General features: G+C 66.3%; 26 protein-coding genes. 16 read left to right on the top strand and 10 right to left on the bottom strand.

The annotated features are described in order from the left end of the window. Positions 1 to 19: 19 nt before the first annotated feature. Positions 20 to 1,921 (bottom strand): GspE/PulE family protein, encoded by a 1,902-nt coding sequence (locus tag AC0IYU_RS18840; RefSeq protein ID WP_472120003.1) that lies wholly within the window; start codon positions 1,919 to 1,921, stop codon positions 20 to 22. Positions 1,922 to 2,121: 200 nt separating this feature from the next. Further along, complete coding sequence (locus AC0IYU_RS18835) at positions 2,122 to 2,424, bottom strand: hypothetical protein (protein ID WP_472120001.1); 303 nt, start codon at positions 2,422 to 2,424, stop codon at positions 2,122 to 2,124. Between the two features lie 170 nt (positions 2,425 to 2,594). Between AC0IYU_RS18835 and AC0IYU_RS18830 the strand changes: the two genes are divergently transcribed. Next, a complete protein-coding gene (locus AC0IYU_RS18830) occupies positions 2,595 to 2,936 on the top strand; it encodes a hypothetical protein (protein WP_435439649.1) in 342 nt (113 codons plus the stop codon). Between the two features lie 11 nt (positions 2,937 to 2,947). On the opposite strand, the gene AC0IYU_RS18825 is transcribed toward AC0IYU_RS18830, so the two are convergent. Together AC0IYU_RS18825 and AC0IYU_RS18820 are read right to left on the bottom strand one after the other, a co-directional pair. Continuing rightward, complete coding sequence (locus AC0IYU_RS18825) at positions 2,948 to 3,412, bottom strand: GNAT family N-acetyltransferase (RefSeq protein WP_472120000.1); 465 nt, start codon at positions 3,410 to 3,412, stop codon at positions 2,948 to 2,950. 92 nt (positions 3,413 to 3,504) lie between these two features. Then, positions 3,505 to 4,182 (bottom strand): SGNH/GDSL hydrolase family protein, encoded by a 678-nt coding sequence (locus AC0IYU_RS18820; RefSeq protein ID WP_472119998.1) that lies wholly within the window; start codon positions 4,180 to 4,182, stop codon positions 3,505 to 3,507. Between the two features lie 220 nt (positions 4,183 to 4,402). On the opposite strand from AC0IYU_RS18820, the gene AC0IYU_RS18815 reads away from it, so the two are divergent. Next, positions 4,403 to 4,828 carry a GlcG/HbpS family heme-binding protein gene (locus tag AC0IYU_RS18815; RefSeq protein ID WP_472119996.1) on the top strand — a complete coding sequence of 142 codons (426 nt, stop codon included), beginning with the start codon at positions 4,403 to 4,405 and terminating at the stop codon, positions 4,826 to 4,828. Between the two features lie 7 nt (positions 4,829 to 4,835). Here the strand turns inward: AC0IYU_RS18815 and AC0IYU_RS18810 are convergent, their stop codons facing one another. Further along, positions 4,836 to 5,777 (bottom strand): LysR family transcriptional regulator, encoded by a 942-nt coding sequence (locus AC0IYU_RS18810; protein ID WP_472119994.1) that lies wholly within the window; start codon positions 5,775 to 5,777, stop codon positions 4,836 to 4,838. Positions 5,778 to 5,864: 87 nt separating this feature from the next. Between AC0IYU_RS18810 and AC0IYU_RS18805 the strand changes: the two genes are divergently transcribed. From AC0IYU_RS18805 to AC0IYU_RS18765, 9 genes are all read left to right on the top strand, one after another. Next, complete coding sequence (locus AC0IYU_RS18805) at positions 5,865 to 6,839, top strand: Bug family tripartite tricarboxylate transporter substrate binding protein (protein ID WP_472119992.1); 975 nt, start codon at positions 5,865 to 5,867, stop codon at positions 6,837 to 6,839. Between the two features lie 15 nt (positions 6,840 to 6,854). Next, positions 6,855 to 7,886, top strand: coding sequence for an amidohydrolase family protein (locus AC0IYU_RS18800; RefSeq protein ID WP_472119990.1), 1,032 nt, complete (start codon positions 6,855 to 6,857; stop codon positions 7,884 to 7,886). Next, complete coding sequence (locus AC0IYU_RS18795; protein WP_472119988.1) at positions 7,883 to 8,788, top strand: VOC family protein; 906 nt, start codon at positions 7,883 to 7,885, stop codon at positions 8,786 to 8,788. The genes AC0IYU_RS18800 and AC0IYU_RS18795 overlap by 4 nt, the downstream gene beginning before the upstream one ends. Positions 8,789 to 8,810: 22 nt before the next feature. Beyond that, positions 8,811 to 9,674, top strand: coding sequence for a fumarylacetoacetate hydrolase family protein (locus tag AC0IYU_RS18790; protein WP_472119986.1), 864 nt, complete (start codon positions 8,811 to 8,813; stop codon positions 9,672 to 9,674). Continuing rightward, positions 9,671 to 11,221, top strand: coding sequence for a bifunctional 3-(3-hydroxy-phenyl)propionate/3-hydroxycinnamic acid hydroxylase (locus tag AC0IYU_RS18785; RefSeq protein ID WP_472119984.1), 1,551 nt, complete (start codon positions 9,671 to 9,673; stop codon positions 11,219 to 11,221). Before AC0IYU_RS18790 ends, AC0IYU_RS18785 begins: the two co-directional genes overlap by 4 nt. A 300-nt stretch (positions 11,222 to 11,521) precedes the next feature. Continuing rightward, complete coding sequence (locus AC0IYU_RS18780) at positions 11,522 to 12,547, top strand: LysR family transcriptional regulator (protein ID WP_472119982.1); 1,026 nt, start codon at positions 11,522 to 11,524, stop codon at positions 12,545 to 12,547. A gap of 142 nt (positions 12,548 to 12,689) precedes the next feature. Next, a complete protein-coding gene (locus AC0IYU_RS18775) occupies positions 12,690 to 14,261 on the top strand; it encodes an AMP-binding protein (protein ID WP_472119980.1) in 1,572 nt (523 codons plus the stop codon). A 14-nt stretch (positions 14,262 to 14,275) separates the two neighbouring features. Beyond that, a complete protein-coding gene (locus AC0IYU_RS18770) occupies positions 14,276 to 15,526 on the top strand; it encodes an acyl-CoA dehydrogenase family protein (protein WP_472119978.1) in 1,251 nt (416 codons plus the stop codon). A 31-nt stretch (positions 15,527 to 15,557) separates the two neighbouring features. Then, on the top strand, positions 15,558 to 16,544 hold the full coding sequence (locus AC0IYU_RS18765; protein WP_472119975.1) for a Bug family tripartite tricarboxylate transporter substrate binding protein: 987 nt from the start codon (positions 15,558 to 15,560) through the stop codon (positions 16,542 to 16,544). 121 nt (positions 16,545 to 16,665) lie between these two features. On the opposite strand, the gene AC0IYU_RS18760 is transcribed toward AC0IYU_RS18765, so the two are convergent. After that, positions 16,666 to 16,971 carry a hypothetical protein gene (locus tag AC0IYU_RS18760; RefSeq protein ID WP_472119972.1) on the bottom strand — a complete coding sequence of 102 codons (306 nt, stop codon included), beginning with the start codon at positions 16,969 to 16,971 and terminating at the stop codon, positions 16,666 to 16,668. Positions 16,972 to 17,132: 161 nt separating this feature from the next. Here AC0IYU_RS18760 and AC0IYU_RS18755 point away from each other — a divergent pair, with 161 nt between their 5' ends. Next, the gene (locus tag AC0IYU_RS18755) at positions 17,133 to 17,507 is read left to right on the top strand and encodes a response regulator (protein ID WP_472119969.1); all 375 of its coding nucleotides are present in this window, start codon (positions 17,133 to 17,135) and stop codon (positions 17,505 to 17,507) included. Between the two features lie 552 nt (positions 17,508 to 18,059). On the opposite strand, the gene AC0IYU_RS18750 is transcribed toward AC0IYU_RS18755, so the two are convergent. The 3 genes from AC0IYU_RS18750 to AC0IYU_RS18740 form a co-directional block, all read right to left on the bottom strand. Continuing rightward, complete coding sequence (locus AC0IYU_RS18750; RefSeq protein WP_472119966.1) at positions 18,060 to 18,467, bottom strand: Hsp20/alpha crystallin family protein; 408 nt, start codon at positions 18,465 to 18,467, stop codon at positions 18,060 to 18,062. Positions 18,468 to 18,491: 24 nt separating this feature from the next. After that, positions 18,492 to 18,929: an Hsp20/alpha crystallin family protein gene (locus tag AC0IYU_RS18745; protein ID WP_435440857.1), complete on the bottom strand. Its 438-nt coding sequence runs from the start codon at positions 18,927 to 18,929 to the stop codon at positions 18,492 to 18,494. A 118-nt stretch (positions 18,930 to 19,047) separates the two neighbouring features. Next, entirely contained in the window at positions 19,048 to 19,383 is a 336-nt protein-coding gene (locus AC0IYU_RS18740) for a hypothetical protein (RefSeq protein WP_472119963.1), read from the bottom strand. Positions 19,384 to 19,598: 215 nt separating this feature from the next. Between AC0IYU_RS18740 and AC0IYU_RS18735 the strand changes: the two genes are divergently transcribed. Continuing rightward, entirely contained in the window at positions 19,599 to 19,871 is a 273-nt protein-coding gene (locus AC0IYU_RS18735; RefSeq protein ID WP_435441525.1) for a hypothetical protein, read from the top strand. A gap of 113 nt (positions 19,872 to 19,984) precedes the next feature. On the opposite strand, the gene AC0IYU_RS18730 is transcribed toward AC0IYU_RS18735, so the two are convergent. Next, on the bottom strand, positions 19,985 to 21,484 hold the full coding sequence (locus tag AC0IYU_RS18730) for a sensor domain-containing diguanylate cyclase (protein WP_472119960.1): 1,500 nt from the start codon (positions 21,482 to 21,484) through the stop codon (positions 19,985 to 19,987). Positions 21,485 to 22,047: 563 nt separating this feature from the next. Between AC0IYU_RS18730 and AC0IYU_RS18725 the strand changes: the two genes are divergently transcribed. From AC0IYU_RS18725 to AC0IYU_RS18715, 3 genes are all read left to right on the top strand, one after another. Continuing rightward, on the top strand, positions 22,048 to 22,857 hold the full coding sequence (locus AC0IYU_RS18725) for a prephenate dehydratase (protein WP_472120131.1): 810 nt from the start codon (positions 22,048 to 22,050) through the stop codon (positions 22,855 to 22,857). Between the two features lie 1,023 nt (positions 22,858 to 23,880). Next, a complete protein-coding gene (locus AC0IYU_RS18720) occupies positions 23,881 to 24,345 on the top strand; it encodes a hypothetical protein (protein ID WP_472119956.1) in 465 nt (154 codons plus the stop codon). Between the two features lie 523 nt (positions 24,346 to 24,868). After that, on the top strand, positions 24,869 to 25,027 hold the full coding sequence (locus tag AC0IYU_RS18715) for a hypothetical protein (protein ID WP_472119953.1): 159 nt from the start codon (positions 24,869 to 24,871) through the stop codon (positions 25,025 to 25,027). Positions 25,028 to 25,060 lie beyond the last annotated feature (33 nt).

Genomic DNA, 25,060 nt, shown 5'->3' with positions numbered 1-25,060 from the left:
GCGCCGCCGGGCCGCGCGTTCACACGTTGCTGGTCGCGCGCACTTCCTCGATGCTGGTGTGCCCGGCCAGCACTTTCTCGATGCCGTCCTGGCGCAAGGTGCGCATGCCTTCCTGCAGCGCGGCCAGCTGCAGCTCTTCCGCGCGTGCGCCGGTCTGCACCAGGCGGCGCAGCGTGCTGGACATCACCATCAGCTCGTGGATGCCCACGCGTCCCTTGAAGCCCGTGTTGCCGCAGTGCTTGCAGCCGGTGCTGGCGTGGCTGTGTAGCTTGCCGTCGTGGCCGTAGCGGCGCAGCCAGTCGTCGTGAACGGCCTGGCGGTGGGCCGGCGTCTTTTCCTGCGGGCCGAAGGCATGCATGTAGTCGTCCAGCAGTTCCTCGACGGCCTCCGCGCTCGCGGGCGAGGGGGTGGTGCAGCGCGTGCACAGGCGGCGCACCAGCCGCTGGGCCAGCACCGCGAGCAGGGAGTCCGCGAAGTTGAACGGGTCCATGCCCATGTCCAGCAGCCGGGTCACGGTTTCCGGGGCGCTGTTGGTGTGCAGCGTGGACAGCACGAGGTGGCCGGTGAGCGAGGCCTCGATGGCGGTCTTGGCGGTTTCCTCGTCGCGGATCTCGCCGACCATGATCACGTCGGGGTCCGCGCGCACGAAGGCCCGCAGCGCCTTGGCAAAGGTCCAGTCGATGCGCGGGTTGATCTGCACCTGCCGCAGGCCGGCCTGGGTGATTTCGACCGGGTCTTCCGCCGTCCAGATCTTTCGTTCGGGCGTGTTGATCTGCATCAGCGCCGAGTGCAGCGTGGTGGTCTTGCCCGAGCCCGTGGGACCTACGCACAGCACCATGCCGTAGGGGCGCCCGACGGCTTTGGTCAGCTGCGCCAGGTTGTTCGGCGACAGGCCCAGCTGGCTCATGGGAATGGGCTTGGCCGATGCCAGGATGCGCATCACCACGTCTTCGAGCCCGTTATTGGTGGGAATGGTCGCCACGCGCAGCTCGATGCGGTGCTGCGGCGAGTACTTCGCGAAGTTGATCTTGCCGTCCTGCGGCATGCGCTTTTCGCTAATGTCCAGGTCGCACATGATCTTGATGCGCGCGACGATGGCGGCGCGGTAGCTCGGTGGCAGCTCCAAGTAGGTGTAGAGCAGGCCGTCGCGGCGAAAGCGGATGCGGGTCTTTTCCTGGCCCGGGTAGCTTTCGATGTGGATGTCGGAGGCACCCTCGCGGTGCGCCTCCAGGATCATGCTGTTGATCATGCGCACCAGCGAGTTGTCCGACTGCTCGATGGGCGCATCCGTGGGGGCGGCCGCGGGACCTTCGCGCTCCAGGGTCTGCAGCAGTTCGGTGGTGCCGGCCATGTCGAACTCCAGCGGCCGCATGGGGTCGAGGTTGGCCGCAAAGGCGCCCCCGACGCCGACAGCGGGCTCGCCGATCTTCTCGTAGGCCGTGTGCAGCACGGTGTCGAGGTCCAGGCATTGGCCGATGACGGGAATCACCTTCGCCTGCGCGATGAACTCGATCTCGTCGAGCGCCGAGTGCCGGCTGATCGGATCGTCGATGGCCACGATGATGCGGCCCTCGTGCATCATCAGCGGCATGACCTGCAGGCGCCGCGCGACGCTGTGGCCGACCTTGCGAAGGGCGTCGGCCGCGGGCGGGAACAACTGCAGGTTCACCAGCGGGTAGCCCATCTTGCGCACCAGCGCGGTCTGCAACTGGCCCTGGGTGACGATGCCCATGCGCACCAGCGTCTCGCCCAGCGGCACGTTGGGTGCGCGTTGCTGCTGTGTCAGGCCTTCGCGCAGCTGGTCTTGGCTGACCATGCCCAGCGATGTCAGCGCTTCGCCGATCCGGGCAATCGGCATGCGGCTCTGGGCCGCGATGGCGATCAAAAGCTGTTCGGGCAGGACGACTTCGGTGGGGGACATGTGTTCTTTTCCTGTCTTGATTGCGTGAGCGTGGCGCACCGAACTGCGGCGCGCCGATGCTGCATCCTAGGGCGAGGCGGAAGAACCTGCCATCCGTGCGACGCTTGAGTACGCAAGTTCTCAGCGAACACGTAGGCCGTCGACATCAAGGCTTGCAGCGCGTCGTCGACCACCGCCATGGCATACGAAGACTCGATGATCTAGCTCGCGCAAGGCGCTGCGGGCCGCAGCCTGCGCAGCCGCACGGTCAGCTCCTTGACCAGCTGCAGTTCACCGCGCCGCTGCGCCACCTCCAGGCCCCGGGCGAAGGCCGCCTCGGCCTGCGCGGCATCGCCGAGTTCCAGTGCAATCAAGCCTTGCAGGCGGTGTGCCGCGGTGAAGTCCGCGTCGAGGGCCAGTGCCTTCCCGAGGTGTATCAGCGCAGTGTGGGGATCGTCGCGCCGGTGATGGGCCAGCGCCAGGCTCATGCGCAGCAGCGCGCCGTCGCGGCCCGCGGCCAGCATGCGTTCGAGTGCTTCGGGCGAGGGGCCCGGTGGCGGGGGTTGCGTGCTCCATTGTTGCGTCCTCGGTGGTTTGTCAAAGCATAGCCTTTGACATTTCAAGTTGCAGTTCGCGGCCCGAATCTCCTTGCGTCCTACGCGGATCGCGCCGCCGATGGCAAAGCATCGAGACGATGCGTAAATTGATACTTGTGACAACACTGGGGTTGGGTGCGTCTTGCGCACTCGTGCAGGCCGAGCCGATCAAGGTGCCGGTCGACAACGACGACAAGGGCACCGTCTATGTGGCGCCCAACGTGAACCCGACCGAGCAGGCCGCCACCGTCAATGGCGCGACCGTCGGCGTGCAGCGGCCCGACGGCAGCGGCACCTACATCGGTACCGACACCTCGACGCCCCGGCCCACCTATTCGCTGGGAGCCAGCACGGGCGGCAACGTGTCGCTCAACGGCGGCGTGTCGTCCGACGGCAAGGCCAACAACGGCGTGAAGGCCGGGGTGACGATCAAGTACTGAGACTGAGGGGCTCAGACCGAGGTGCCGTACACGATGAACCCGTCGTGAGTGGCCACCTTGTCATACAGCGCGCGCCCCGCCGCGTTGGTCACATGCGTCTGCCAGTACACGCGGTGCCCGCCCGCACGCTTCACCCGGTCGTACACGCCCTGGATCAACAGCCGTCCCACGCCCCGTCCGCGCTCCGAGGGCAAGGTGAACAGGTCCTGCAGATAGCAGGTCGGCTCGATGCGCGTGGTGCTGCGATGGAACAGGTAGTGGGTCAGGCCGACCAACTGCCCGTCGCGCTCGGCGACCAGCGCATGCACCGGTTCGCGGGCATCGAAGAGCCGTTGCCAGGTGACCTGCGTGATCTCGTCGGGCAGGGCGGTCGGGCCTTCGCGGCCGTAGAAGGCGTTGTAGCCGTCCCAGAGCGGCTTCCACGCCGCGTAGTCGTCCGGCACCGGAGGGCGAATAGAGAGGGAAGAGGTCGTCATGCGTGTGCTGCCTGCGCGTTGAAAGAGTGAACGGGCAATTGCAACATGACTCGGTCTCGGGCCATTGCGAGCCATGCCAACCGCGTCCGTCGTCACGCGCACTCCGGGGCCAGGGTGTCCAGCACCTTGACCAGGCGCTCGACGAGTCGGGTGGAATAGACCTGCGACGGATGAAGAATGTCCGCCATCTCGCCGCGACGCATCGGCACGCTGCCCCAGTCGGCGAACGGCACCGCCAGATCCCCGGCCACACGTCGCACCGTCGCGTCGCCTCGTGCGCGCACGTCGGCGCCGACCAGTATTTGCGACAAGCCCGTCAGGACCACATGGCGGCCCTCTGCCCTGGTTTGCGTGACCATGGAGCGCAAGGCCGGTTCCAGCGGCAGGTTCTGCATGGCGTCATTGAGCCCGTACTGGATGACGACGATGCGGCTCGAACGTGGTTCGGTCGCGAACGCCGCCGATCGCACGCTGGCGGTTTCTCCGTTCACGGAGTGATCGATCACCCGGTATCTGGGACGCATGCGCCGAAGCGCGGCCGCCGGGCTTTCCTCGAGACGCCGGTCGCCCAGGTAGCCGCCATGAAGGATGGAGTCGCCGTAGAGCTCGACGCTGCAGGCACCTTTCGGCGCCGCAGCAGCATCCAAGGAATCGACCGCGAGGCCCGGATCGGGATCCCCGGCGCGGCTAGAGACGGAAGCCGCAGTACCTTGGGCGTGGTCTTCCAGCGGCGCGACGGAGGGCTGTGAGCAACCGGTGGCCAGTGCCATGCTCAGGGCGCCGGCGATCGTTCTGGACAGATGGGATCGCCAAGGTCGAACGCGAATGAAATCAGGCATTCCCTCAGGCTAGAAGGCAATGAAGGAGGAAAAATGGAGACTGTGTGCTCGCCTCGGAACGCAGGACGGCTGCGAGCGTGCACGCCGACAATCGGCAAGCCGAAGATCAAGACGGCGGCGCGGCCGCCCAGCCAAAGAAAAGGAAAAGCCCATGTCCAGCCTCACCCTGCAGCAAGCCCGGACCATCATCGATGCCGCCCTGAAGAAATCCACGGAGGCCGGCTATCAGCCCATGGGCATTGCCGTGCTCGATGCCGCCGGCAACCTCAAGGCGTTCGCCAGTGAAGACGGGGCCACCATGTTCCGCTTCGACATTGCCCGCGCCAAGGCCTGGGGCGCCGTGGGCATGGGCGTGGCCAGCCGCAAGCTGGCCGAGCGTGCCAAGGACAACCCCAACTTCTTCGTCGCGCTGGCCGCCACGGCCGACGGCAAGTTCCTGCCGCAGACCGGTGCGGTGGTGATCCGCGATGCGGCGGGCCGGATGCTGGGCGCGGTGGGCGCCAGCGGCGGCACCGGCGACGAGGACGAAGCCATCTGCATCGCCGGCGTTCAGGCGGCGGGGCTCGCGGCTGGTTGAAACGCCCTCAGCCGGCGGCCTGCCAATCGGGCAGGCCGGCATTGGCGTCGCGCCGGTTCACTTCGTAGAACAGGCCGCGCAGCCAGCGGTTGGACGCATCGTTCTGCATGCGACGGTGCCAGTACTGCTGCACTTGGAGCTGCGGCGGCTTGAAGGGCAGCTCGATGGTCTTCACCGCAATGTGCCGCTGCACCACGGTGGCGATGTCGTCGGGCACGGTCGCCACCAGGTCGCTGCCGGGCAGCAGCGACAGCAGGCTCATGAAATGCGACAGCTCCAGCGTCACGTGCCGGTGCCAGCCCTTGTCTTCCAGAAAGCGGTCCAGCATGTGCTCGCGCCCGTCCGGCCGCACCACGATGTGCCGCGCCGCCAGGTACTGCCGTGCCGTCATGCGCGCGGGCGCTGCCGGGTTGTGCGCGCAGGCGATGCAGGTGTAGGACGTCCTGAACAGGGCCTGGCGGTAGTAGCCTGCCTTCTGCAGATCGGGAAAGAAGCCCACGGCCAGGTCGGCCTGGCCGGCCTCCAGCGCCTGGGCGGCGGCCGTGCGCGGCATCGAGAGCGCATGCAGCCGCACCAGCGGCGCCTCCTGCCGCAAGCGGCGCAGCACGCCGGGAAGAAAGGCGACCTCGCCGATGTCGGGCGTGAGCAGCGTGAAGCTGCGCTCCGCGTTCGCCGGATCGAAGCCCGCGGGCTGGAGGATCTCCGACTGGATCGCCTGCACCACGCGCTGCACCGTGGGGCCCAGCGCCTGCGCGCGCGGCGTGGGCTCCATCTGCGCACCGGCGCGCACGAACAGGTCGTCGTCGAAGGTCGCGCGCAGCCGCGCCAGGGCCGCGCTGGTGGCCGGCTGGCTGAGTCCGACGGCTTCGGCCGCGCGGCTGACGCTGCGCAGCCTGGTCATGGCATCGAACAGCACCAGCAGATTGAGATCGATCGAACGAATATCCATGAAATGGATTTTATGTATCCATGTCATCGACTGTTCAGATGATCGAAGGCTTCCTAGCATGCAGGCTCAAATAAAAAAGGAGACTTCATGCAACGCAGAGATTTCGCCCGGGCGGCGATGCTGTTTCCATTGGCCGGCAGCGGCCTGCTTCGCGCCCAGCCCGACTGGCCGCAGCGCCCCGTCAGGTTCATTCTTTCGCAGCCGGCGGGCTCGGGCCCCGACGTGCTGGCGCGCGTTGTTGCCGACCGGTTGAGCCTAAGCTGGGGCCAGCCCGTCGTGGTCGAGAACAAGCCCGGCGGACAGAACGTGATCGGCGCACTGTCGGCAGCGCGTTCGCCGGCCGACGGCTACACCCTCTACTACGCCACCACCGCGGCGATGGTGACCAATGCCTTCACCTTCAAGGCCTTGCCTTACGACCCCGCGAAGGACTTCGCGCCGGTCCGGCTGGTGGGCCGCAGTCCCTTCGTGATCGCCTGCGCGGCGAACTTTCCGGCCCGGAACCTGAAGGATGCGCTGGCGTTGGCCAAGGCGAAGCCCGGCGACATCACCATTGCAACGGAAGGCCCGAAGACCTTCTCCGGCATGCTGGCCGACAGCGTGGCCGGCATGGCCGGCGTGCGCTTCAACCATGTCCCGTACACCAAGGCCACCGATGCACTGCAGGACGTGATCGGCGGACGCGTGCAACTCGTCTGCCTGCCCGATGCGGCCCTCACGGCCTACCTGAAGGCCGGGCAGGTGCGTGCACTGGCCGTGAGCACCGCCCAGAGGCAGCCGGGCATGCCGGACGTGCCATCGCTCTCGGAGACCTTTGCCGGCTTCGACTACGCGGGCTGGAACGGCCTCTTTGCGCCGGCCGGTACGCCGCCGGACGTGATTGCGCGCGTCAACCGCGACCTGGAGGCCATCCTGCAGCAACCCGAGGTGGTGGAGCGCCTGCGGACCCTGGGCTCGGAACCGGAGCTGCACATGTCGGTGGCGGAGTTCGAGTCCTTCATGCGCAGCGAGCGCGAGCGCTGGGTCAAGCTGGTCAAGCAGCTCGGCATCCAGCCTGAATGAGCCGGAGTTCGAGGCGTGCACAAGCTCGACTGCAGCTGCGGCATCGACGTGCATGCGCACGTGGTGCCCGAACACTTTCCGAACTACATCGGCGCCAGGCTGCCTGCCGAATGGCCCTCGATGGCGCCGGCCCATGCCTGCCACCGCCACGTGATGATCTCGGGCAAGGTGTACCGCACGGTGTCCGACAAATGCTGGGACACCGCGCGCCGGCTCGAGGACCTGCCGGGCATGGGTCTCGCACTGCAGGTGGTCTCCCCGATGCCGGAGCTCCTGTCGTACTGGATGGCGGCCGACGATGCCCGTCAGCTGCTGCGCTACACCAACGACTGCATGGCGCAGATGGTGGCGCAGGGCGACGGCCGCATCGCGGCGCTGGGCGCGGTGCCGCTGCAAGACATCGACCAGGCGATTTCCGAACTCGAATACGTGATGAAGACCCTGGGCTTTGCCGGGGTGGAGATCGGCAGCAACATCAACGGGGTGCCGGTGGGCGCCCCGCAGTTCGATCCCTTCTTCGAGGCTTGCGAGGCCCTGGGCGCGGCGGTGTTCGTGCATGCCCTGCGCCCGGCGGGCATGGACCGGCTGGTGGGCCCGGCGCCGTTGCAGCAGGTGCTGGCCTATCCGGGCGACGTGGGCCTGGCGGCGGCCTCGGTCATCACGACCAACCTGCTGGTGCGGCGGCCGCGCCTGCGCATCGCTTTCAGCCATGGCGGCGGCACACTGGCCGCGTTGCTGCCGCGCCTGCAGCAGGGCTGGGACGTGTTCCCGGCGCTCAAGGAAAGCATCGCCACGTCTCCTGCCGAGCAGGCACGACGGCTGTTCTACGACACCCTGGTGTTCGACACGCCCTTGCTGCGCCACCTGGTGGAGCGGTTCGGGGCCACCCAGCTGCTGCTGGGCACCGACTACCCCTTCAACTTCCACGACCGCACGCCGGTGCAGCGCGTCGAGGCCGCAGGCTTCGATGAGGACACGGCGGCGGCGCTGGTGCACCGCAACGCCGAGCGATTCCTCGGTCTCCACATGAAAGAGACGACCCCATGAGTTCTCCCTGGATCCAGGGCCTGCGCAGCGTGGCGCTGTTCGTGCCCGACCTCGCGCAGGCCGAAGACTTCTATACCCGCACCTGGCAGCTCGAAGTGGCGCACCGCGCGCAAGGCGTGCTCTACCTGCGCGGCACGGGCAACGATGCCTACCTGCTGGCGCTGCACCAGGGCGGGGAGCTGCCGCAGATCCGCCAGGTGACCCTGCGTGCGCGCAGCCGCGAGGCGCTCGATGCCATTGCGGCCCAGGTGGTGGCCGCCGGCGGCACCCTGCTGGCGCAGGTGCACGAACTCAGCCGCGACCCGGCCGGCGGCGTGGGTCTGGAGTTCAAGGACCCGCATGGCCGCATCTTCCAGGTGGTGCACGGCGACACGCAGCGGCCCGAGGGCGCCGCGGTGAAGGACCGGCCCATCCGCCTGACCCACGTGGTGATGAACAGCCACGCGGTGGACGAGACGCAAGCCTTCCTGCAGCAGGCGCTGGGGTTTCGCCTGGCCGACCGCACCGGGATCATGGCCTTCATGAATTGCGATCGCGACCACCACGCCATCGCCATCGGCATCTCGGACAACGATGCGCTCAACCACATCGCGTTCCTGATGCCGGACTTCGAATCCGTGATGCGTGGGGGCGGCCGCATGAAAGATGCGGGCTTTCCCATCCAGTGGGGCCCCGGCCGGCATGGCCCGGGCAACAACCTTTTCAACTACTTCCTCGATCCCTTCGGCGTCGTCATCGAGTACACGGCCGACGTGGAGCAGATCGACGACAGCTACGAGGCGCACGGCCCCGAGCACTGGAAGTGGCCGCCCGGCCGCGTGGACCAGTGGGGCATCTCGCCCGCGCCCGGCGCCGCGCTGAAAGAAGCGCAAAGGCGCATCTTCTTTGCCCCGAATCCCTGATTCCCAACCGAGCGACATCCTGATGAAATTCACCACCTACCTGCGCCAAGGCGCACCCCGCCTGGCCCTGGTCGAAGGCCAGGACCTGATCGACCTGAACGATGCCGACTCGCAGCTGCCCACCGACCTGCGCGCCGCGCTGCGGACCGGCGTCGACCTGCAGGCCGCGGCACGCCAGGCGCTCGCGTCCGGCAAGCGGCAGCCCTTGGACGCCGCGAAGCTGGCGCCGCTGGTGCCCGAGCCCGGCAAGATCATCTGCCTGGGCTTGAACTACTACGACCATGCCAAGGAAGGCGGACGCGAGAAGCCGGACTACCCCTGGTTCTTCTTCCGCGCGCCGTCATCGCTGGTGGCCCATGGCGAGGCGGGCTGGCTGCCCAAGGTCTCGACACGCTTCGACTACGAGGCCGAGCTGGCGGTGGTAGTCGGCCGCACGGTGCCCCGGCACACCAAAGAGGCCGACGCGCTGCAGTACGTCTTCGGCTACAGCTGCTTCAACGACATGAGCGTGCGCGACTACCAGAAGCGCACGCCCCAGTGGACCATCGGCAAGAACTTCGACCGCACCGGCGGCTTCGGGCCGGTGCTGGTCACTGCAGACGAACTGGCGCCGGGGGCCGCGGGCCTGCGCATCCAGAGCCGCCTCAATGGCCAGGTGATGCAGGACGCCAACACCGACGACATGATCTTCAGCGTTGCCGAGACGATCGCGCTGCTGGCGGAGGTGCTGACCCTGGAGCCGGGCGACGTGATCGTGATGGGCACGCCCGCGGGCGTGGGCCAGGCACGCACCCCGCCGGTGTGGATGAAGGCCGGGGACACCATCGAGATCGAGATCGACCGCGTCGGTCTTCTGTCCAACCCCATCGCGTACGAGGCGTCGTGAGCACAGGCGACATCTACGACGTCGCCATCGTCGGCTACGGGCCGGCGGGGCAGGTGGCGGCCGGACTGCTGGGACAGCGCGGACTCAAGGTGTATGTGTGCGAGCGCCTGCCCGACGTCTACGAGATTCCGCGCGCCATCTCGCTGGACCACGAAATCATGCGTGTGTTCCAGCAGCTGGGCGTGGTGGAGGCCGTCGAGCCCTACACCGAGCCGTTCACCAACTCCGAGTATTTCGGTGTCGACGGCCAATTGATCCGTCGCATGACGATGGTCGCGCCGCCCTATCCGCAGGGGTACACGCCTTCGATCGTGTTCACTCAGCCGCCCGTGGAGCGTGCGCTGCGTGCGCGGGTGGCGCAACTGCTGAACGTGAAGGTGGAGCTGGGCGTCGGCATGAGCGCGCTTGCGCAGGACGACCAGGGCGTCACGCTGCAGATCGACGCCGAAGGCCGACGGCGCACGGTGCGTGCCCGCTATGCCATTGCCTGCGACGGCGGCAGCAGCGGCGTGCGCACGCAGCTGGACATCGAGATGCAGGACCTGGACTTCGACGAGCCCTGGCTGGTGGTCGACGTCCTCGTCAACGAACAAGGCCTGGCCAAGCTGCCGAAGGTGAGCGTGCAGTACTGCGAGCCGCAGCGCCCCTGCACCTTGGTGGTCGGCCCGAAGAACCATCGCCGCTGGGAAATTTCGATCCTGCCCGGCGAAGACCCCAAGGAGGTTGCCACGCCGGAGCACACCTGGAAGCTGCTCTCGCGCTGGCTCGCGCCGGAGGATGGCGCGTTGTGGCGGCAGGCGAGCTACCGCTTCCATGCGCTGGTGGCCAAGGAATGGCGCCGCGGCCGCGTCTTTCTGGCCGGCGACGCGGCGCACATGCAACCGCCCTTTCTCGGGCAGGGCATGTGCCAGGCCGTGCGCGACGTGGCCAACCTGAGCTGGAAACTCGCGGCGGTGCTCCAGCGCGAGGTGCGGGGCGTGGCGGGCGAGGCGCTGCTCGACAGCTATGGTGCCGAGCGCCAGGCCCATGTGCGCGAGCTCACCAGCCGCATCAAGGGGGTGGGGGCGGTCATTTGCGAGCGCGACCCGGCCAAGGCGAGGGCACGCGATGCACGCCTGCTGGAGGAATGCGGCGGCACGGTGCAGGACACGCCGCGACAGGACATCCTGCCGCGCCTGGCGTGCGGTCTTCTCTCGGCAGCGCCCGGTGCGGCACGCGGCAGCCTGTTTCCCCAGCCGTGGCTCGGGGGCGCGGCGGGGGAGGGCCGGCGCATGGACGAAGTGGCAGGCCATGGCTGGCGGCTGGTGCTTGCGCCGGGCCTGGCGCTGGCAAAGGCCGATCCGATGCCGGGCTTCGTCACGCTGGCGCTCGGCGGGGATGACGACGTGGAAGGCGTCGCGACGGGCTGGTTCCGTCAGCATGCATGTGTCGCCGCGCTCGTGCGGCCCGACAACTACGTCTATGGCACGGCTCGCAGCGCCGCCGAGGCGCTCTCCTTGTGCGAGGAGGCCGCTGCGGCGCTCGGTTTGCCGGCCTCCGTCGCCTGAGCCTGCGGGGCTTGGTGTTCGGACGCCGCATGCGACTCGCGGAACTCGAACGGCGTGCGGCCCGCCATCCGCTTGGAGAACTTGAGGAAGTTGGTCGGCTCGGTGAAGGCGAGCCGGTGTCCGACCTGCGCGTGAGACCGTGCTCTCGGAGCACCCAATGCACCCGGCTGTCGGCGCCGACGCCCACAGCGGCGGCAGCTCCGACGCAGATCTGCGTTCAACGGCGTCGCTTGCAACCATGCTGGTCGCGCAATCCGCAGTCAGGGGGGAGCGGCTGGCGCGGTACAGAATCGTCGGGCCATGGAACTCAGATCTCTCCGCTATTTCATCGCCGTGCTCGAGGCGGGTAGCCTGTCGCGGGCGGCAGGTTCGCTGTATGTAGCTCAACCCGCGCTCACGGCGCAGATCAAGAAGCTGGAGGTCGAACTCGGCACCCAGCTCTTCGAGCGCTCGCACGTCGGGGTCACGCCCACGGCCGCCGGCCTGCAGTTGTACCAGGACGCGCGCAAGCTGCTGTCCGACGCCAGCGCCATGCGTGAGCGCCTGCAGCGTGCGCCCGACGGGCCCGAAGGCTCGGTCACGGTGGCGGTGCCTTTCCTGCTGGCCTCGTTGCTGCTCGGGCCGGTGCTGGCGCGGTTGAAGCGCAGCCACCCGCGCATCCGCGTGTTCGTTCTCGACGACCTGAGCCTGATGGTGCGCAAGGCCATGGTCGAGCGGCGCGCGGACATCGGCGTGCTGGTCGACGCCGAATCCGTCAACGGCCTCGACGTGAAGCCCTTCGCGCGCGAGGCGATGTTCGTCTGCGGCTACGACGCCAACGGCAAGGTGGCGTCCATGACCATGCCGCCCCCGGCCAAGAAAGCAGGCGAGGGCAAGACGGCCGCATTGCAGCGTCTTGAACTGCCGTTCGCCCGCGCGGCCAACTTGCCCCTGGTGCTGCAGTCGCGCCGCTTCAGCATCCGGGCACAGGTCGAGAGGACTGCGGCGGATCTGGGGCTGGAACTCAACATCGCGCACGAACACGACTCGGCGCGCGTGATCCGCTCTCTGTACCTGGCTGGTGCCGGCTTCACCTTCTCGCCGGCCTGCGCCATGGGCGATGCGCCGCCGAGCGGCAGGCAGTGGCTGGTCGCGCGCGTCGTCGAGCCCGATCTGGCGCGCACCTATTCCCTTGCGACCCCGGCGGGGCGCGAGCCTGACGCCGCGATCCAGGCGGTGCTGGACGTGCTGGTCGACGAGGCGCGCCACATGATTGCCTCGGGCCGCTGGGAGGCGGAGTTCCTGTTCGGCAAGCGGCGCGCCGGCCACGGCGGCAGGGCCAGCTGAGCCATTGCGTCGGTCGCATTGAACCGAGGGGCATCAACTTTTCTGATCGCCGTGCATCAACAATCCGTATTTGTTGTTGTGCGCCTTTCGGCGCCAAAGTCGTCTTCATTCCGTGCCGTGGCACGGAAATCCAGGAGACAACTTGCAAACCACAACCCCGGAGATCGCCAACGTCGGCGAGCTCGCATCCCGCGCCGCCCGCCTCCACGCGAAGCGTCTTGCCGTTACCAGCGCACAGCGCTCGGTCACCTATGAAGAACTCGAACAGCGCTCCAACCGCTTGGCCAATGCGCTGTACGGCCTCGGCCTGCAGCGCGGCGACCGCGTAGGCGTGTACCTGCCCAACTGCATCGAGATCGTCGAGCTCGAACTGGCGTGCTACAAGGCCGCGCTGGTGAAGGCGCCCATCAACGCAAGGCTGGCGCCGCTCGAGGTGGCCGAGGTCATCGCCAACAGCGAGGCGACGCTGGTCGTCACCACCACCGAGCGCGCCGAAGGCTTTCTCGCACACCTGAATGGCGCAGCGCCGCGCCTGCTGCTGCTGGACGCCGCCGAAGACACCCCTGCGTCCTACGAAAGCGTTCTCGCGCGCGCCAGCGACCGCTTCACGCCCGTGCGCGTGCACGCCGACGAGCTCGCGGTGCTGCACTACACCTCGGGCTCCAGCGGCGTGCTCAAGGCCGCGATGCAGACTTTCGGCAATCGGCTCGCGCAGTTGCGCAAGTTCCTCATGCGCGCGGACAACCCGCGCCCCGGTGATCTGCTGGGCCTGGTCGGGCCCATCACCCATGCCTCGGGCATGCAGCTGGTGCCGGCGCTGTGCAGCGGTGCCACCATCCGCCTGTTCGGCGGCTTCGAGCCCGCGCGCTTCATCGCCGAGATGAAGCGCGAGCGTGTGACCCACACCTTCATGGTGCCCACCATGATCAATATGCTGCTGGCCGAGCTGCAGGGCCGCTATCGGCCGCTGCCCGACCTGCAACGCCTGGGCTACGGCGCGGCGCCGATGGCGCCCGCGCGCATCATGCAGGCCATGGACGTGTTCGGCCCGGTGCTCTCGCAGGGCTACGGCGCCGGCGAGACGACCTCGGGCGTGTGCGGCCTGAGCGTGGAAGACCATTTGTTCGCACGCGCCGCGATGCCCGACCGGCTGGCGTCGTGCGGGCGGCCCTTCCTCGAGTCGGTGGTGGACATCGTCGACGACGAGGGCGTGCCTGTAGCCACGGGCGAGATCGGAGAGATCGTGGTGGGCGGGGCCGACATCTTCGCAGGCTACTGGCGCGCGCCCGAACTCACGGCCGAAGTGCTGAAGAACGGTCGATACCACACCGGCGACTTGGCACGCGCGGACGACGAGGGCTACATCTACATCGTCGACCGCAAGAAGGACATGGTCATCAGCGGCGGCTTCAACGTGTATCCCTCGGAGGTCGAGGCGGTGCTCTACCAGCATGCGGCGATCGACGAGGCCTGCGTGTTCAGCGTGCCGGACGACAAGTGGGGCGAGGCCGTGGCCGCGCATATCGTGCGCAGACCCGGCGCCGTGCTCGACGCCGCGGCGCTCGATGCCTTCTGCGCCGCGCGGCTCGCCGGCTTCAAGCGGCCGCGCCGCATCGAGTTCGTCGAGGCGCTGCAGAAGAACGCCAACGGAAAGATCGCGCGCAAGGCCATCCAGGCGCCGTACTGGGCGGGCCATGACCGCCATGTGAACTGAGGACCCTCACCGCCATGACCACGCCAACCACCACAGACGAGCCCACCGCCGGCTCCAGCGTGCGCTCGCCTTTGTTCGACGGCCCGTTCGAAGGCTCCGAACGCGCGGCCGACCTGATCGCGCGCATCGGCGACTTCCTGCAGGGCGAGCTCGCTGCCCTGGTGCTCGAAGAGGGCATCGACCACGAGCACAGCCCGGGCAAGCCGGTGCTGCAGCGCGTGTGGCGCCGCTCGCACGAACTGGGCTTCTACGGCATGACCTTGCCCACCGCCATGGGCGGCCTCGGACTTTCGCTGCTCGACCATGTGCTGATCAAGGAGTCGATCTACGCGAGCGGCTCGCCGCTCGCGCCCCATGTGTTCGGCGAACTCAGTGGCCCGCCGCGCGTGGGCGCGCTCGCGCGCCACGCCACGCCGATGCAGCTCGCGAACTTCATCGTGCCGGTGGCGCAGGCCGAGAAGGCCATCTGCTTCGCGCTCACCGAGGCCGAAGCCGGCTCGGACCCCGGCGCGCTGCAGACGCAGGCCCGCCTCGAAGGCGACAGCTATGTGCTCAACGGGCGCAAGCGCTTCATCTCGGGCTCACCCTTCGCGGACTACGCGGTACTGATGGCCTCCACCTCCGACAGCCCCGAGCGGCGCGAGATCTCGGCCTTCTTCGTCGACCTGCACCAGGCTGGCGTGGAGGTGGTATCGGGCTACAAGACGATGGCGGGCCAGTCGACCACCGGCGACATCGTGCTGAGCGACTGCCGCGTGCCGGCCACGCACCTCATCGGCGCGCCCGGCCGCGGCCTGGCACTGGCGCTGGGACGCATCACAGTCAACCGGCTGCTGCATTGCCCCGGCATGGTCGGGCTGGCCACCGTGGCGCTGAAGGACGCGCGCGACTATGCGCGCACGCGCCGACAGTTCGGCCGCCCGATTGCCGAGTTCCAGGCAATCCAGCATTCGCTGGCCGACATGGCCACGCAACTGGCCGCGGCGCGCGCGCTGATGATTTCCACCGCGCGCCAGCTCGACGCGGGCGGCGATGCACGCGCCGACGCGTCGATGGCCAAGTTGTTCTGCTCGGAGTCGGCGTTCCGCATCGCCGACGCGGCGGTGCAGATCCATGGCGGCGAAGGCATCGTGCAGGGCAGGCGCGTGGAGTTCCTGTTCCGCATGCTGCGCATGTACCGCGTGCTGACCGGCACCAGCGAGATCCAGAAGAACATCATCGCGCGCGAGTTGCTCGGCGAGGCGCCGTCGGCATTCCCGGCTTGAATCACAAAACAACGAACCGGAGACAAGCGCTTTGAACATCGACCTTTCACGCCGTGCGCTGTGCCGCGCGTTCGCGGCATCACCCCTGCTGTCGCTCGCGGACGCCGTGCGAGCCGCCGACCAATGGCCCGGTCGTCCGATCAAGTGGGTGGTGCCCTACCTGGCAGGCACCGGCCCCGACACCGGTGCGCGCATCCTCGCCGAAGCGGTGGGCCGGCTGCTCGGTCAGCCGATCATCATCGAGAACAAGGGCGGTGCGGCGGGCAACATCGGCGCGCGCCAGGTGGCGCATGCCGCGCCCGACGGCTACACCTGGCTCTACTCAGCCGCGCCCATGGCCGCGAACGTGCTGATGTATCGCTCCCCCGGCTTCGATGTGATGAAGGACTTCCGCCACGTCATGCGGCTCACGACGTCGGATGTGCTGCTGGTCGTCAACCCCGCGTCGGGCATCGAGACGCTGCAGGACCTCGTCGCCAGGGCACGCGCCCACCCCGGGAAACTCGACTACGCCTCGGGCGGCGTGGGCACGCCTTCGCACCTCGGCGTCGAGCTGTTCCTCCATGCTGCCGGCATCAGCGCCACGCATGTGCCGTACAAGGGTGCATCGGAACTCGTGAACGCGGTGCTGGGCGGCCAGGTGAGCTTCGGCATGCCGATCTTCGCGGTGGCCTATCCCCACGTGAAGGCGGGCAAGCTCAAAGCCCTGGGTGTTGCCAGCGCAACGCGCAACGCGATCCTCCCGGAGGTGCGCACGCTGGCCGAGCAGGGACTGCAGGGCGTGGAGCTCACCTCGTGGGGCGGACTCTCGCTGCCCGCGGGCACGCCCGATCCGATCGCCTCGCGCATCTACGAAGTCTTCAGCCGCGCGCTGAAAGACCCGCGGGTGGTCGCATCGATGACCGAACTTGGCAGCCAGGTGAGCCCTTCGACGCCTGACGGCTACCTCCAAGTGATCAGGCACGAGATCGACTTGACCGGACGCATGATGAAGAGCGCGAACATTCAGCCGTTGTAACGGGGATGCCGGCCGCACCCTCGCCACGACAGGCCCCGTCCTGGCGGCTGTTGCGCTGTGGGGCCACGGTCTTGTGGTTGTGAAGTTCTCCGAGGGCTTCTGCGGCAGTACGGCGGTTGAACTACCTCTTTCCAGCCTTGGGTTTGGCTTGGCGTGCTGAGACCTTTTCCTCCAATTTTCGATGGGCCTTGTCCAGGGCCTTGGCTGATTTGCTGAGCCTTTTCTCGATCTTTGCCGTCTGGGCGACTGCTTGATCTACATCACCAGAGCGCGCCTCTTCCGCCAGCTCCTTGTCCAGTACGGCGTGCACAACGACCAGGTCATCGGCAGCCGCCTTCACCTCCTGGGCCACCTGCTTGGTTGTCTGAACGGCATCCGCCGTTGGCAAGTCTTCGTGCGGGGAGACCTTGGTGCGTCGAGCTGGCATATCGATTCCTTCGTGCGTGGCGGTTGCTACTCAGTCTCAATCTCATTGAAGACGCGGCGTGGGACTACAACGCCGAACCCGGCGGGCCGTAAATTAGCGCGCTTCAGGCAGTTTCAATCCCCCCTACGAAAAATCTCGATCAGGCGCAGTCGCGTACTCCGATGCCCCTTATCACCATTCTTGTCGAAGACAGCAAAACCATCCGGGAAAATCTGATACCCGCCTTGGTCGATCTTGTTGGAGCGAAGGTCGTTGCAGTGGCAGAGTCTCCGCTGGAAGCAGAAAAAACTCTCGATGATCACCGCAACGACTGGGAGTTAGCCGTGGTCGACCTTTTCTTGAAGGACGGTTCGGGCCTTTCGGTCCTGCGCCATTGCCAGGCCAGAAATCCGCGTCAGCACGTACTGGTGCTGACGAACTATCCAACCGCAGAGATTCGGGCCCGATGCCTCGCACTGGGTGCCGACGGGGTGTACGACAAGTCCACCCAACTGGAGGAGTTTTTTGCCGAGTGTCTTCGTTACGCAGAGTCGTAGCGCTTTGCAAGCCACATGCCGCTCACGCGCGCTCTTTCTGACATGGAGATGGATGCGACCTGACACTCGTGCAAAAGTCGCAGCAGCGACCGTTGAAATCTCGAATACTCGCCCTCAGACAAAGCTCATTCCCGTTCTTACACGCGCCGTATCAATATGTGGAAGTTTGTTCGGACTTTTCTTGCGGTCATGGCAGTGCCGTTCGTCGCCGTGGCGATGTTCGCTTTCGGATTGCTCGCCGCGGCAGCCCATTTGGTCACCTTGCCGGGACTCTTCCTATGGGAAAGGTATCTCGAAGCAAGGCCTGTTCGAGGCCGTGAATCAGACCAGAGCGTTCGATGACGCACTGCAGGCACCTGCGATGGTGACGGACTTGCCATCTTTCCGGGTGTTGCTTGGCCAAGCCAGCTGAATCCCAAGGCAACGTGTCGAGTCACCGCGACGAGAAAAACCAAACTGACTTCTGCAAACGAATTTGCCGCCGTGTGGACCGGTTAAGGACGGTCAAATCGTCCGAGTCCGAAGAACGGACAGCCGAAGCTGTCCATTCCTCTACGCGACCCGAACGTCGATCCGCCGCGGCTTGGCGTGTGCAGCTTTTGGAATCCGCAGCTTCAACACGCCCTGCGTCAACTCCGCCGACACGCTCTGCGTGTCCAGTTCCTTGCTGAGGGTGAACACGCGCCTGAAGCGGCCGAGGCCTACCTCCGTATGGCTGGATTTCAGGCCCTCGGGCACTGGAAGATCAGATTCCGCCTCGATCGTCAGCGTCGCGGCCTCCACCTGCAGGTTCAGCTTGTCGCGGCTGACGCCGGGCAGGTCGGCGTAGAGCGTGATGCCGCCGGCATCCTCGACGACGTCCACGGCGGGTGTCAGCGCCGCCTCGCTGTAGCGCGAACGCTCCTGACGCGCGCGCTCGGTGGCATCGGCCGGCTGCGATTTCTGGATGTTGTTGGTCATGGCAATGGACTCCTTCTTCGAAGATCACTGGATGGCGATGCGGCGCGGCTGCGCGGACGCGCGACGCTGCACGGTGATGTGCAGCACGCCGTCGCGCAGCTTGGCGTCCACGGCATCGGGGTCCGCATCGTCAGGCAACGTCATCACCCGGCGAAAAGTGCCCTCGAAGCGCTCGTTGATGTGGACCGCCGCCTTGTCGCCGGACTGGGGCAACGAGCCCTTTCTCTCGCCCGAAATCGTCAGCAGCCCGCGCTCCAGGTTGACCTCGAGCGTGGACGCGTCCACACCCGGCGCAAATGCATAGATCTCCAGCGCTTCGGGCGTGCTGCCGACATTCAGTGCCGGAAAGCCGTTGCGGGCAAAGCCGCGGATGGTGGGGGACAGATCAAAGGCCTGCTGCACGTCGCGCTGCAGGCGATCCATCTCGGCGAACAGGTCGCGAGGATCCAAGGATCGATACATGGCGAAAACCTCCGTGAAGTTGAACGGAGCGCGGGAGCGTTCCCGGCGCTTCCGTGGAGTGATCTGGGTGCTGCAAAACGGGTTTCAAGGGCCGTCGCCGCACCTGGCATTTGCTTCCCTACTGCGGTCTTGCAGGCACACGCGAAGCGCAGGACGCAGCCGCGGAGCGGCCGAAGGCTGCCGTCTTGATCCTCGTCATCTGGAACCTCCAGCGCGGCGGGCGCGACTCGGGAAAGTCGAACTTCGAGAGCTCTTCGCGCCCCTTCTCGGTGACCGCGAGCACCTGGGCAGCAGGGGGCGACCCCGACAGGGTCTGGGAACCCGAAGACGAAGGAACCAGTGCGACGACGAGGCCGGCGGCCCGAAGCACCCTGACGCTGTCGATGTCTTCGTTGCGGTAGAACGAAACGGGCAGTCGAGAGCCCGCAATTTGCCTGAGCAAGTTCATGGTCATTTCAGTACCTCCTTGTCGGTGACCAAATTTCGACGGCAAGGAAGATAGACCTTCCTGCGGCAGATTTCAAGAGGGCGAAATCGGCGGCTGAAAACGCGGGGCCGCAAGAAAAAAGGACCGGCCTCTCGAGCCGGGTGGAGGCTGAAGCAACAGCCCGAGTACCCGTGGGGTAGAGTGCGAGTTCCTCAACACGGAGCCCGCAAGGGAAGGACAACATGACCACACCGCAAGAGGCAACAGGAATGGCTTCGGCTGCAAACTTTCTCGGCACGGAGATGGCGCTGACAGCAGTTCTGAGAGCGCTGATCAAGACGCACCCCCAACCGAACCTGCTGGCGCAAGAACTGGAGCAGCAGCGCCAGTTTTCGCAGGCTCACCTGGAAGCAAGTCCGGTTCCGGAGAAAGCACTCAGAGGCTTTGAACTGACCTGGGCACTGGTTCTTCACCAGCATCCGGCGCAAGACGTACGGCTCGTGCCGTCGCCATAGGCGATCTCGGCGCATTGAACCGCGCGGCCAACCTCGCAGCGCCGAGGTTGGCCAGTTGCGCAGCCCGCTCCACCCACCCAACGCCGACCGCGCACTGCAGGAGGCGGCCTCATTCACCCATTGGAGCCGTGCATTGCTGAGCAGACGCGATCACGGCCTTGCGTCTTCGCTTGATAGAGAGCCTTGTCGGCCGCTTCAATGAGCTCTTTCGGCTGTCCGCTCATGGGCGATGGCCTCAGGGCCTCCACGCCAGCGCTGAGGGTCACGAATCCGGCTGCAGTCCCCGCATGTGCGATCCTCAGATCGCGAACCGCATTGCGGATTCGTTCCGCCAGGGCGACCGCTCCCTGCACATCGGTGTTTGGCAGCAGCACCGCCAACTCCTCTCCTCCATAGCGAGCAGCAAGATCCCCTGGACGCCTGGAAGCGACGGCCGCAATCGTTCGCCCAATGGCTTGCAGGCACTCATCGCCGGCGGCATGACCATAGATGTCGTTGTACTGCTTGAAGCAGTCCACGTCGATCATGATGAGGGCCAGCGTGCTCGCCTCCCGGATTGCGCGGCTGAATTCGGTGTCCAACGTCACGTCGAACTTCCGGCGATTTGCGAGCCCGGTCAGCCCGTCCTCCATCGCAAGCGTACTGAGGGTTTCGTTCAACGTCTCCAGCGCATCTCGCGTCCGCCGCAACTCGGCCTCTGTCTGAATCTGCAGCTTGAATTGCTTGACCAGACGCCAACCGATGGCGCTGACGATCAGCACCAGGAAAACGACGCCCGCCGAGTGCCACAACGTCTCGCGCCACCAATCGGCGAGGATTTCCTCCTTGGACAAGGACGCAGCAACGAACAGCGGGTAGTTCGGCAAGCGTTGGAAGCTGTTCAGCCGCAAGACGCCGTCCTGGGCAGACCTGATATAGGCTGTTCCGACCGGTCCTTGCGCAAGGTAGGCGCGAAAGAGATCGCTGCCGCGCATATCCCGTCCGACCACGCTTGGGCTGTAAGGCCGGCGGGTGATCATGGTCCCGTCTTCCAATATCAACCCCAAGGCGCCGGCCTGTCCGATGTCGAGGCTGTCGTAGAACCTGACGAAGAAATCGACCTTGATCGTTGTAAGCGCGACGCCCGCAAAGCTGCCGTCAGGATGATTGATGCGCCGCGAAATGGGAAAGAGCAATCTGCCACTGGTTCGACTCTTCACCGGGACGCCGACATGGGGGCGGCGGTCTGTATTGTTGCGATGGAAGAGAAAGTACTCTCTGTCTGCGTTGCTCAGGTTCTGGGGCCAGGTCTGGCGCGAGTTCGCAACCCAGTTCCCGTCCTCGTCGTAGATGTGCAGTCCGTCCAGTTGCGGCAGCTCTGCGATGCGCATCGCGAGGAATTCACGAAGTCGAGCGACCTCGGCGGGGCCTGCGCCCTCGGATTCGATCCGTTCGACGATGTCGACCAGCGTGGTGTCGGCCAGCTTGATCTGATCGTCTGCTTGCTGCGCCATGGCGCGCGCGAGATTGGCGGTCGCCACACTCATTTGCCGAAGGTGGAGCGCACGAGACTGCCAACTGTTCCAACCATCGATTGCAACCAGGCCGAAGCACACGACGGCCACGAAAACCATGGTCCGGAATGTGATGGACGGTTGACGAAACGCGGCGCGATTTCGGAATGAGGATGTCAAGCGGCGACTTTGACACATCTGGGCTCAGGCCCGCCGCGCCTGACGCTGCGCGTGGCAAGTGAGCGTGCCGCGGCAGTCGTGAGAGCACACAGCTCCCGCAACCGTGCGGATCGCCGAGGGTCCTGGCCTTTGATGTGAACCGAGGCCGTTGCGCGAGAGGCAACACGCGGCATGTCTTCCAGAGGAACGGGTGGATCGCGGCTGCACGGCGTACGTTGCGCCCCGTGAACGTGTTGCTGCGGCACCGCATCCGCGAAAAACTCGCAACGGCTTTCAGTCGATGCAATCCGTGAAATGCACACAGAGTAGCTCGAGCCCGCGGCTTTCGTCGGTGTATCGCGCCGTCAGTGCCGTCCCGTCGCTGGCCGTTGGCCGGCATGGATGAAGTCGGCGCCGCCAGGCGTGCTCTTGTGTTCCCCGTCTCCCACCTCCTCGAGGCTGTCATGATCAAGCTCAAAATCCTCCACGCCGCTGTCTGCGGTGTTCTCTTTCTTGGAAACGCCATGACCCATGCATGGGCCGGACCGATCGGCTACCTGGGGCCCGCGGGCAGTTGGACGCACCAGGCCTGCCTGGACCTGTTTGGCGCGAGCGACCTCGTGCCGCTGACGCGCGATGAGTTGTTCAGGGGCTATGCCGACGGTCGTCTGGTGCGTGCCTGCGTACCCGTCACGACCTCGGTGGTCGGCGTGACGCCGTACTTGGACGCCGTGCTGGACCTGCCCGGGGTGATGATCGTGGCCGAGTATTCGAAGATGCTCGGATACAGCCTGCTGGCCAAGCCGGGCACGAAACAAGTGGACATCGTGGAAGTCCATGCCCATCCCGTGGCCTTCGAGGAGGTCAGACCTTGGCTTGAGCGCGAAATGCCCCACGCGCGGCGCGTGGAAGCGGCCAGTGGCGGTGCGGCCGCTCGATCCGTCGCGGACAGTGTGACATTGGACATGGCGTCCTTCGGCCCGAAGGTCGGTGCCAGCGTCTATCCGCTGGTGTCCTTGGTCGACGGCATCGAGGAAGGGCCTCACAACGTCACGCGCTGGTGGGTGCTCGGGCGTGAAATGCCCGCGCCCACCGGCGACGACAAGACGTCGCTGTTGATTGACACATCGGATGCCGATCTGTCGGGCATTCTCGCGGCATTCGGCCGGGCCGGCGTGCAGATCCTCACCATCTACGAGCGCCCGAGCAGGAAGACGCTGGACACGCACCGTTATCTGGTCGAAGTCGCCGGACACGCGAGGCAGGGCAGGGTGGCCGCTTTCTTGGGAGCGCACAAGGAGATGCGCGTCCTGGGTGCCTACGCGCGTCAATAGGGCCCACGACGCGGGTGATGTCCGTGCCGCTGCCACTGCGGTACAAGTTGAAGCGCACACAGGGCTGCATCAGGCCGGCGCCCGTCGCGATCTCGCCCTTGACCCGCACCCCCGCACACAGCAGCCAGCCCGCGTGGCTGGTCTGCTGCACCACGGCCAGCGACGCCGGTGTCGTCAGGCTCCCGCGCTGGTGCACCAGCTGCAGCTGCGGCTCGACGGTCCAGTTCGGCACGATGGCGAAGGCCTGGCCATCTCGGCGGAGGCTAACAGGCTGTCGCTCCTTGCCGGAGCTGCCGAAGCTGAGCGGGGACACGGTGTAGCGATGACGGCCGCCAAACGCCCGAACCCGCCGCAGCTTTTGGGCTTCACGTAGCGCGGTCTCCACGTTGGCAGGGTTGGCTCTCTGCGTCGTTCGTCGCCGCTGACCCGAGCTTGGGCGATGCTCCTGCCATGGGCCCGCCGTGATCACGGCTTCGACCTACAAGCGGAGCGGCTCGCTTCGAACCATGATTCGCTGCAGCCAGCGACTGCGGAAATTCACTTCGGAAGAGCATCGTGACGCCTGAAGCCGAACAAGTCCTCGCCTACTTTCGCCAAGAGTATTGGCCGCATGAACAGCGCTCCGTCAACACCGTTGAGCTTTGTCGCCGCGTTTCGGGTTCGGGGGTGGCAATCCAAGAGCTCCGGCAGGCTGGCATGGTGACCCAGTCGTTGGACCAGACGTTCGTTCGGCTCACAGACGAGGGGCTGCGGGTCTTGGGGCTTTCAGAGGCAGGCTAGGACTCAAACGGAACAACGAGGGCGCGTTTCGCGTGGCAGACGCGTATTGCGAACGACTCGGCTCCTGCGCTCTATCGAGTACGCGAACGGCTCGGACTTGCGGCATTGAACAGGCTAATCTTCTGTCCATCTCCCCCCAGGGCGGGGTTCCATGGCCATCAAAAGTCAGACCTCGCCAGCGCCGCATCGATGGCATGCAGAAGCCTGTCTGGTCCACCGGCTTGAAAGCACGGGGACGTCGGCTTGCCGAACCCGCTGAAGGCGATCGGGCGCTGTTTCGCCGGTGATCAAAAGCAGCGGCCGCCGCGTGCCGTTGCGCCAACGCAGGCGCTGGCCCGCGTCGAGCCCGCCGCCACCGTCCGGCGATGGGAAGTCGCACAGCAGCAGTTGGAATGGCCGGTGTTCGGCGTCCGCCTGAGACAACCCGTGGCCGCGGTGCTTTCGTCGGCCACCGCCTGCACATCGAAGGCATATGTTCGCGACAACGCGCTCATCGCGAGGCGGATCTCAGCCTCATCGTCGATGGGCAATGCGCGACGTGACAATACCAGCGACGGCGGCCAAGACGGCATGTGGCGCACCAGCTCACGCGTCATCGAGAGTGCTGGCGGCGGACCGACTGAGGTTGCTCTCGGCGGGCATGCGACAGGCAGTTACAGACGAAATGGCGTGGCCCCATCCGCGCGTGATTGGACATGGACCGGATGATCGAGTGTGAGACAACCGTTGCACGATCGCCAGGCCGATGCCGAATGCGGCGTTCGGCATCGGAGGTTGCGGGGCGTTGGGATCAGCTTGGTGATAGCCTGTCTTGCGGCAGGTGCGCCCAGCTGCGATCGACGCAACGAAAAATACGCAGGCCTATACGCGCGGTTCGAGCGGGGATGCGTTTTGCACGTGTGCTGCGCCGCTGACGGAGGAGCCTGTCATGGCTGTCGATGGTGAGCACGTGGCGAAGCCGCATCAGCATGCAACAGATTCTGTGGTGGCGCCGTGTTCCGGGCCCTGCCTTCGGCGCCCACCGGAAGATGCAAGGTCAGGCGGGTCCCGTTCTCGCCCGACATCCAGCGGATGTCGGCACCGATGGATGCGGCCCGTCGAATCGTGCTGCCCCCCTGCCCGGGTTGCTCAGGCCCTGAGGGATGCGTCGCTTGTCGTGCATTAGCTTTTCATCGCGCCGGCCAGGTGGGGCAACTTCGAGCTAAACTTCGGCGACAACGAACTCACCCGCGTGAGCCGTGGGCTCTACGGCTTTCATGGCCGCCGCCTGGCTGAGGACGCCACCGCCTTCGGCGAGGCGCGCCTGAATGTCGACGCCTTCGCGGCCGAGCCCTGCCGATCACGCAACTCGAAATCGCAGAGCCGCGCGGACGCACAACAGTGGCTGTAGCCAGCATGTCGAGGTGCAGCCGCGGACACTGTT

It is taken from the genome of Variovorax sp. AC103 (genome assembly GCF_979254005.1).
Note: the sequence above shows the minus strand (reverse complement) of the source record. Positions and strands in the feature narration are given on the sequence as shown.

Coding starts and splice junctions, on each gene's coding strand:
- AC0IYU_RS18780 (WP_472119982.1), top strand. CDS start 11,522: ATGGAACTCAGATCTCTCCGCTATTTCATCGCCGTGCTCGAGGCGGGT.
- AC0IYU_RS18795 (WP_472119988.1), top strand. CDS start 7,883: ATGAGTTCTCCCTGGATCCAGGGCCTGCGCAGCGTGGCGCTGTTCGTG.
- AC0IYU_RS18810 (WP_472119994.1), bottom strand. CDS start 5,777: ATGGATATTCGTTCGATCGATCTCAATCTGCTGGTGCTGTTCGATGCC.
- AC0IYU_RS18840 (WP_472120003.1), bottom strand. CDS start 1,921: ATGTCCCCCACCGAAGTCGTCCTGCCCGAACAGCTTTTGATCGCCATC.
- AC0IYU_RS18830 (WP_435439649.1), top strand. CDS start 2,595: ATGCGTAAATTGATACTTGTGACAACACTGGGGTTGGGTGCGTCTTGC.
- AC0IYU_RS18805 (WP_472119992.1), top strand. CDS start 5,865: ATGCAACGCAGAGATTTCGCCCGGGCGGCGATGCTGTTTCCATTGGCC.
- AC0IYU_RS18770 (WP_472119978.1), top strand. CDS start 14,276: ATGACCACGCCAACCACCACAGACGAGCCCACCGCCGGCTCCAGCGTG.
- AC0IYU_RS18745 (WP_435440857.1), bottom strand. CDS start 18,929: ATGTATCGATCCTTGGATCCTCGCGACCTGTTCGCCGAGATGGATCGC.
- AC0IYU_RS18790 (WP_472119986.1), top strand. CDS start 8,811: ATGAAATTCACCACCTACCTGCGCCAAGGCGCACCCCGCCTGGCCCTG.
- AC0IYU_RS18760 (WP_472119972.1), bottom strand. CDS start 16,971: ATGCCAGCTCGACGCACCAAGGTCTCCCCGCACGAAGACTTGCCAACG.
- AC0IYU_RS18755 (WP_472119969.1), top strand. CDS start 17,133: ATGCCCCTTATCACCATTCTTGTCGAAGACAGCAAAACCATCCGGGAA.
- AC0IYU_RS18835 (WP_472120001.1), bottom strand. CDS start 2,424: ATGCTGGCCGCGGGCCGCGACGGCGCGCTGCTGCGCATGAGCCTGGCG.
- AC0IYU_RS18740 (WP_472119963.1), bottom strand. CDS start 19,383: ATGACCATGAACTTGCTCAGGCAAATTGCGGGCTCTCGACTGCCCGTT.
- AC0IYU_RS18825 (WP_472120000.1), bottom strand. CDS start 3,412: ATGACGACCTCTTCCCTCTCTATTCGCCCTCCGGTGCCGGACGACTAC.
- AC0IYU_RS18815 (WP_472119996.1), top strand. CDS start 4,403: ATGTCCAGCCTCACCCTGCAGCAAGCCCGGACCATCATCGATGCCGCC.
- AC0IYU_RS18725 (WP_472120131.1), top strand. CDS start 22,048: ATGACCCATGCATGGGCCGGACCGATCGGCTACCTGGGGCCCGCGGGC.
- AC0IYU_RS18750 (WP_472119966.1), bottom strand. CDS start 18,467: ATGACCAACAACATCCAGAAATCGCAGCCGGCCGATGCCACCGAGCGC.
- AC0IYU_RS18730 (WP_472119960.1), bottom strand. CDS start 21,484: ATGGTTTTCGTGGCCGTCGTGTGCTTCGGCCTGGTTGCAATCGATGGT.
- AC0IYU_RS18735 (WP_435441525.1), top strand. CDS start 19,599: ATGACCACACCGCAAGAGGCAACAGGAATGGCTTCGGCTGCAAACTTT.
- AC0IYU_RS18820 (WP_472119998.1), bottom strand. CDS start 4,182: ATGGCACTGGCCACCGGTTGCTCACAGCCCTCCGTCGCGCCGCTGGAA.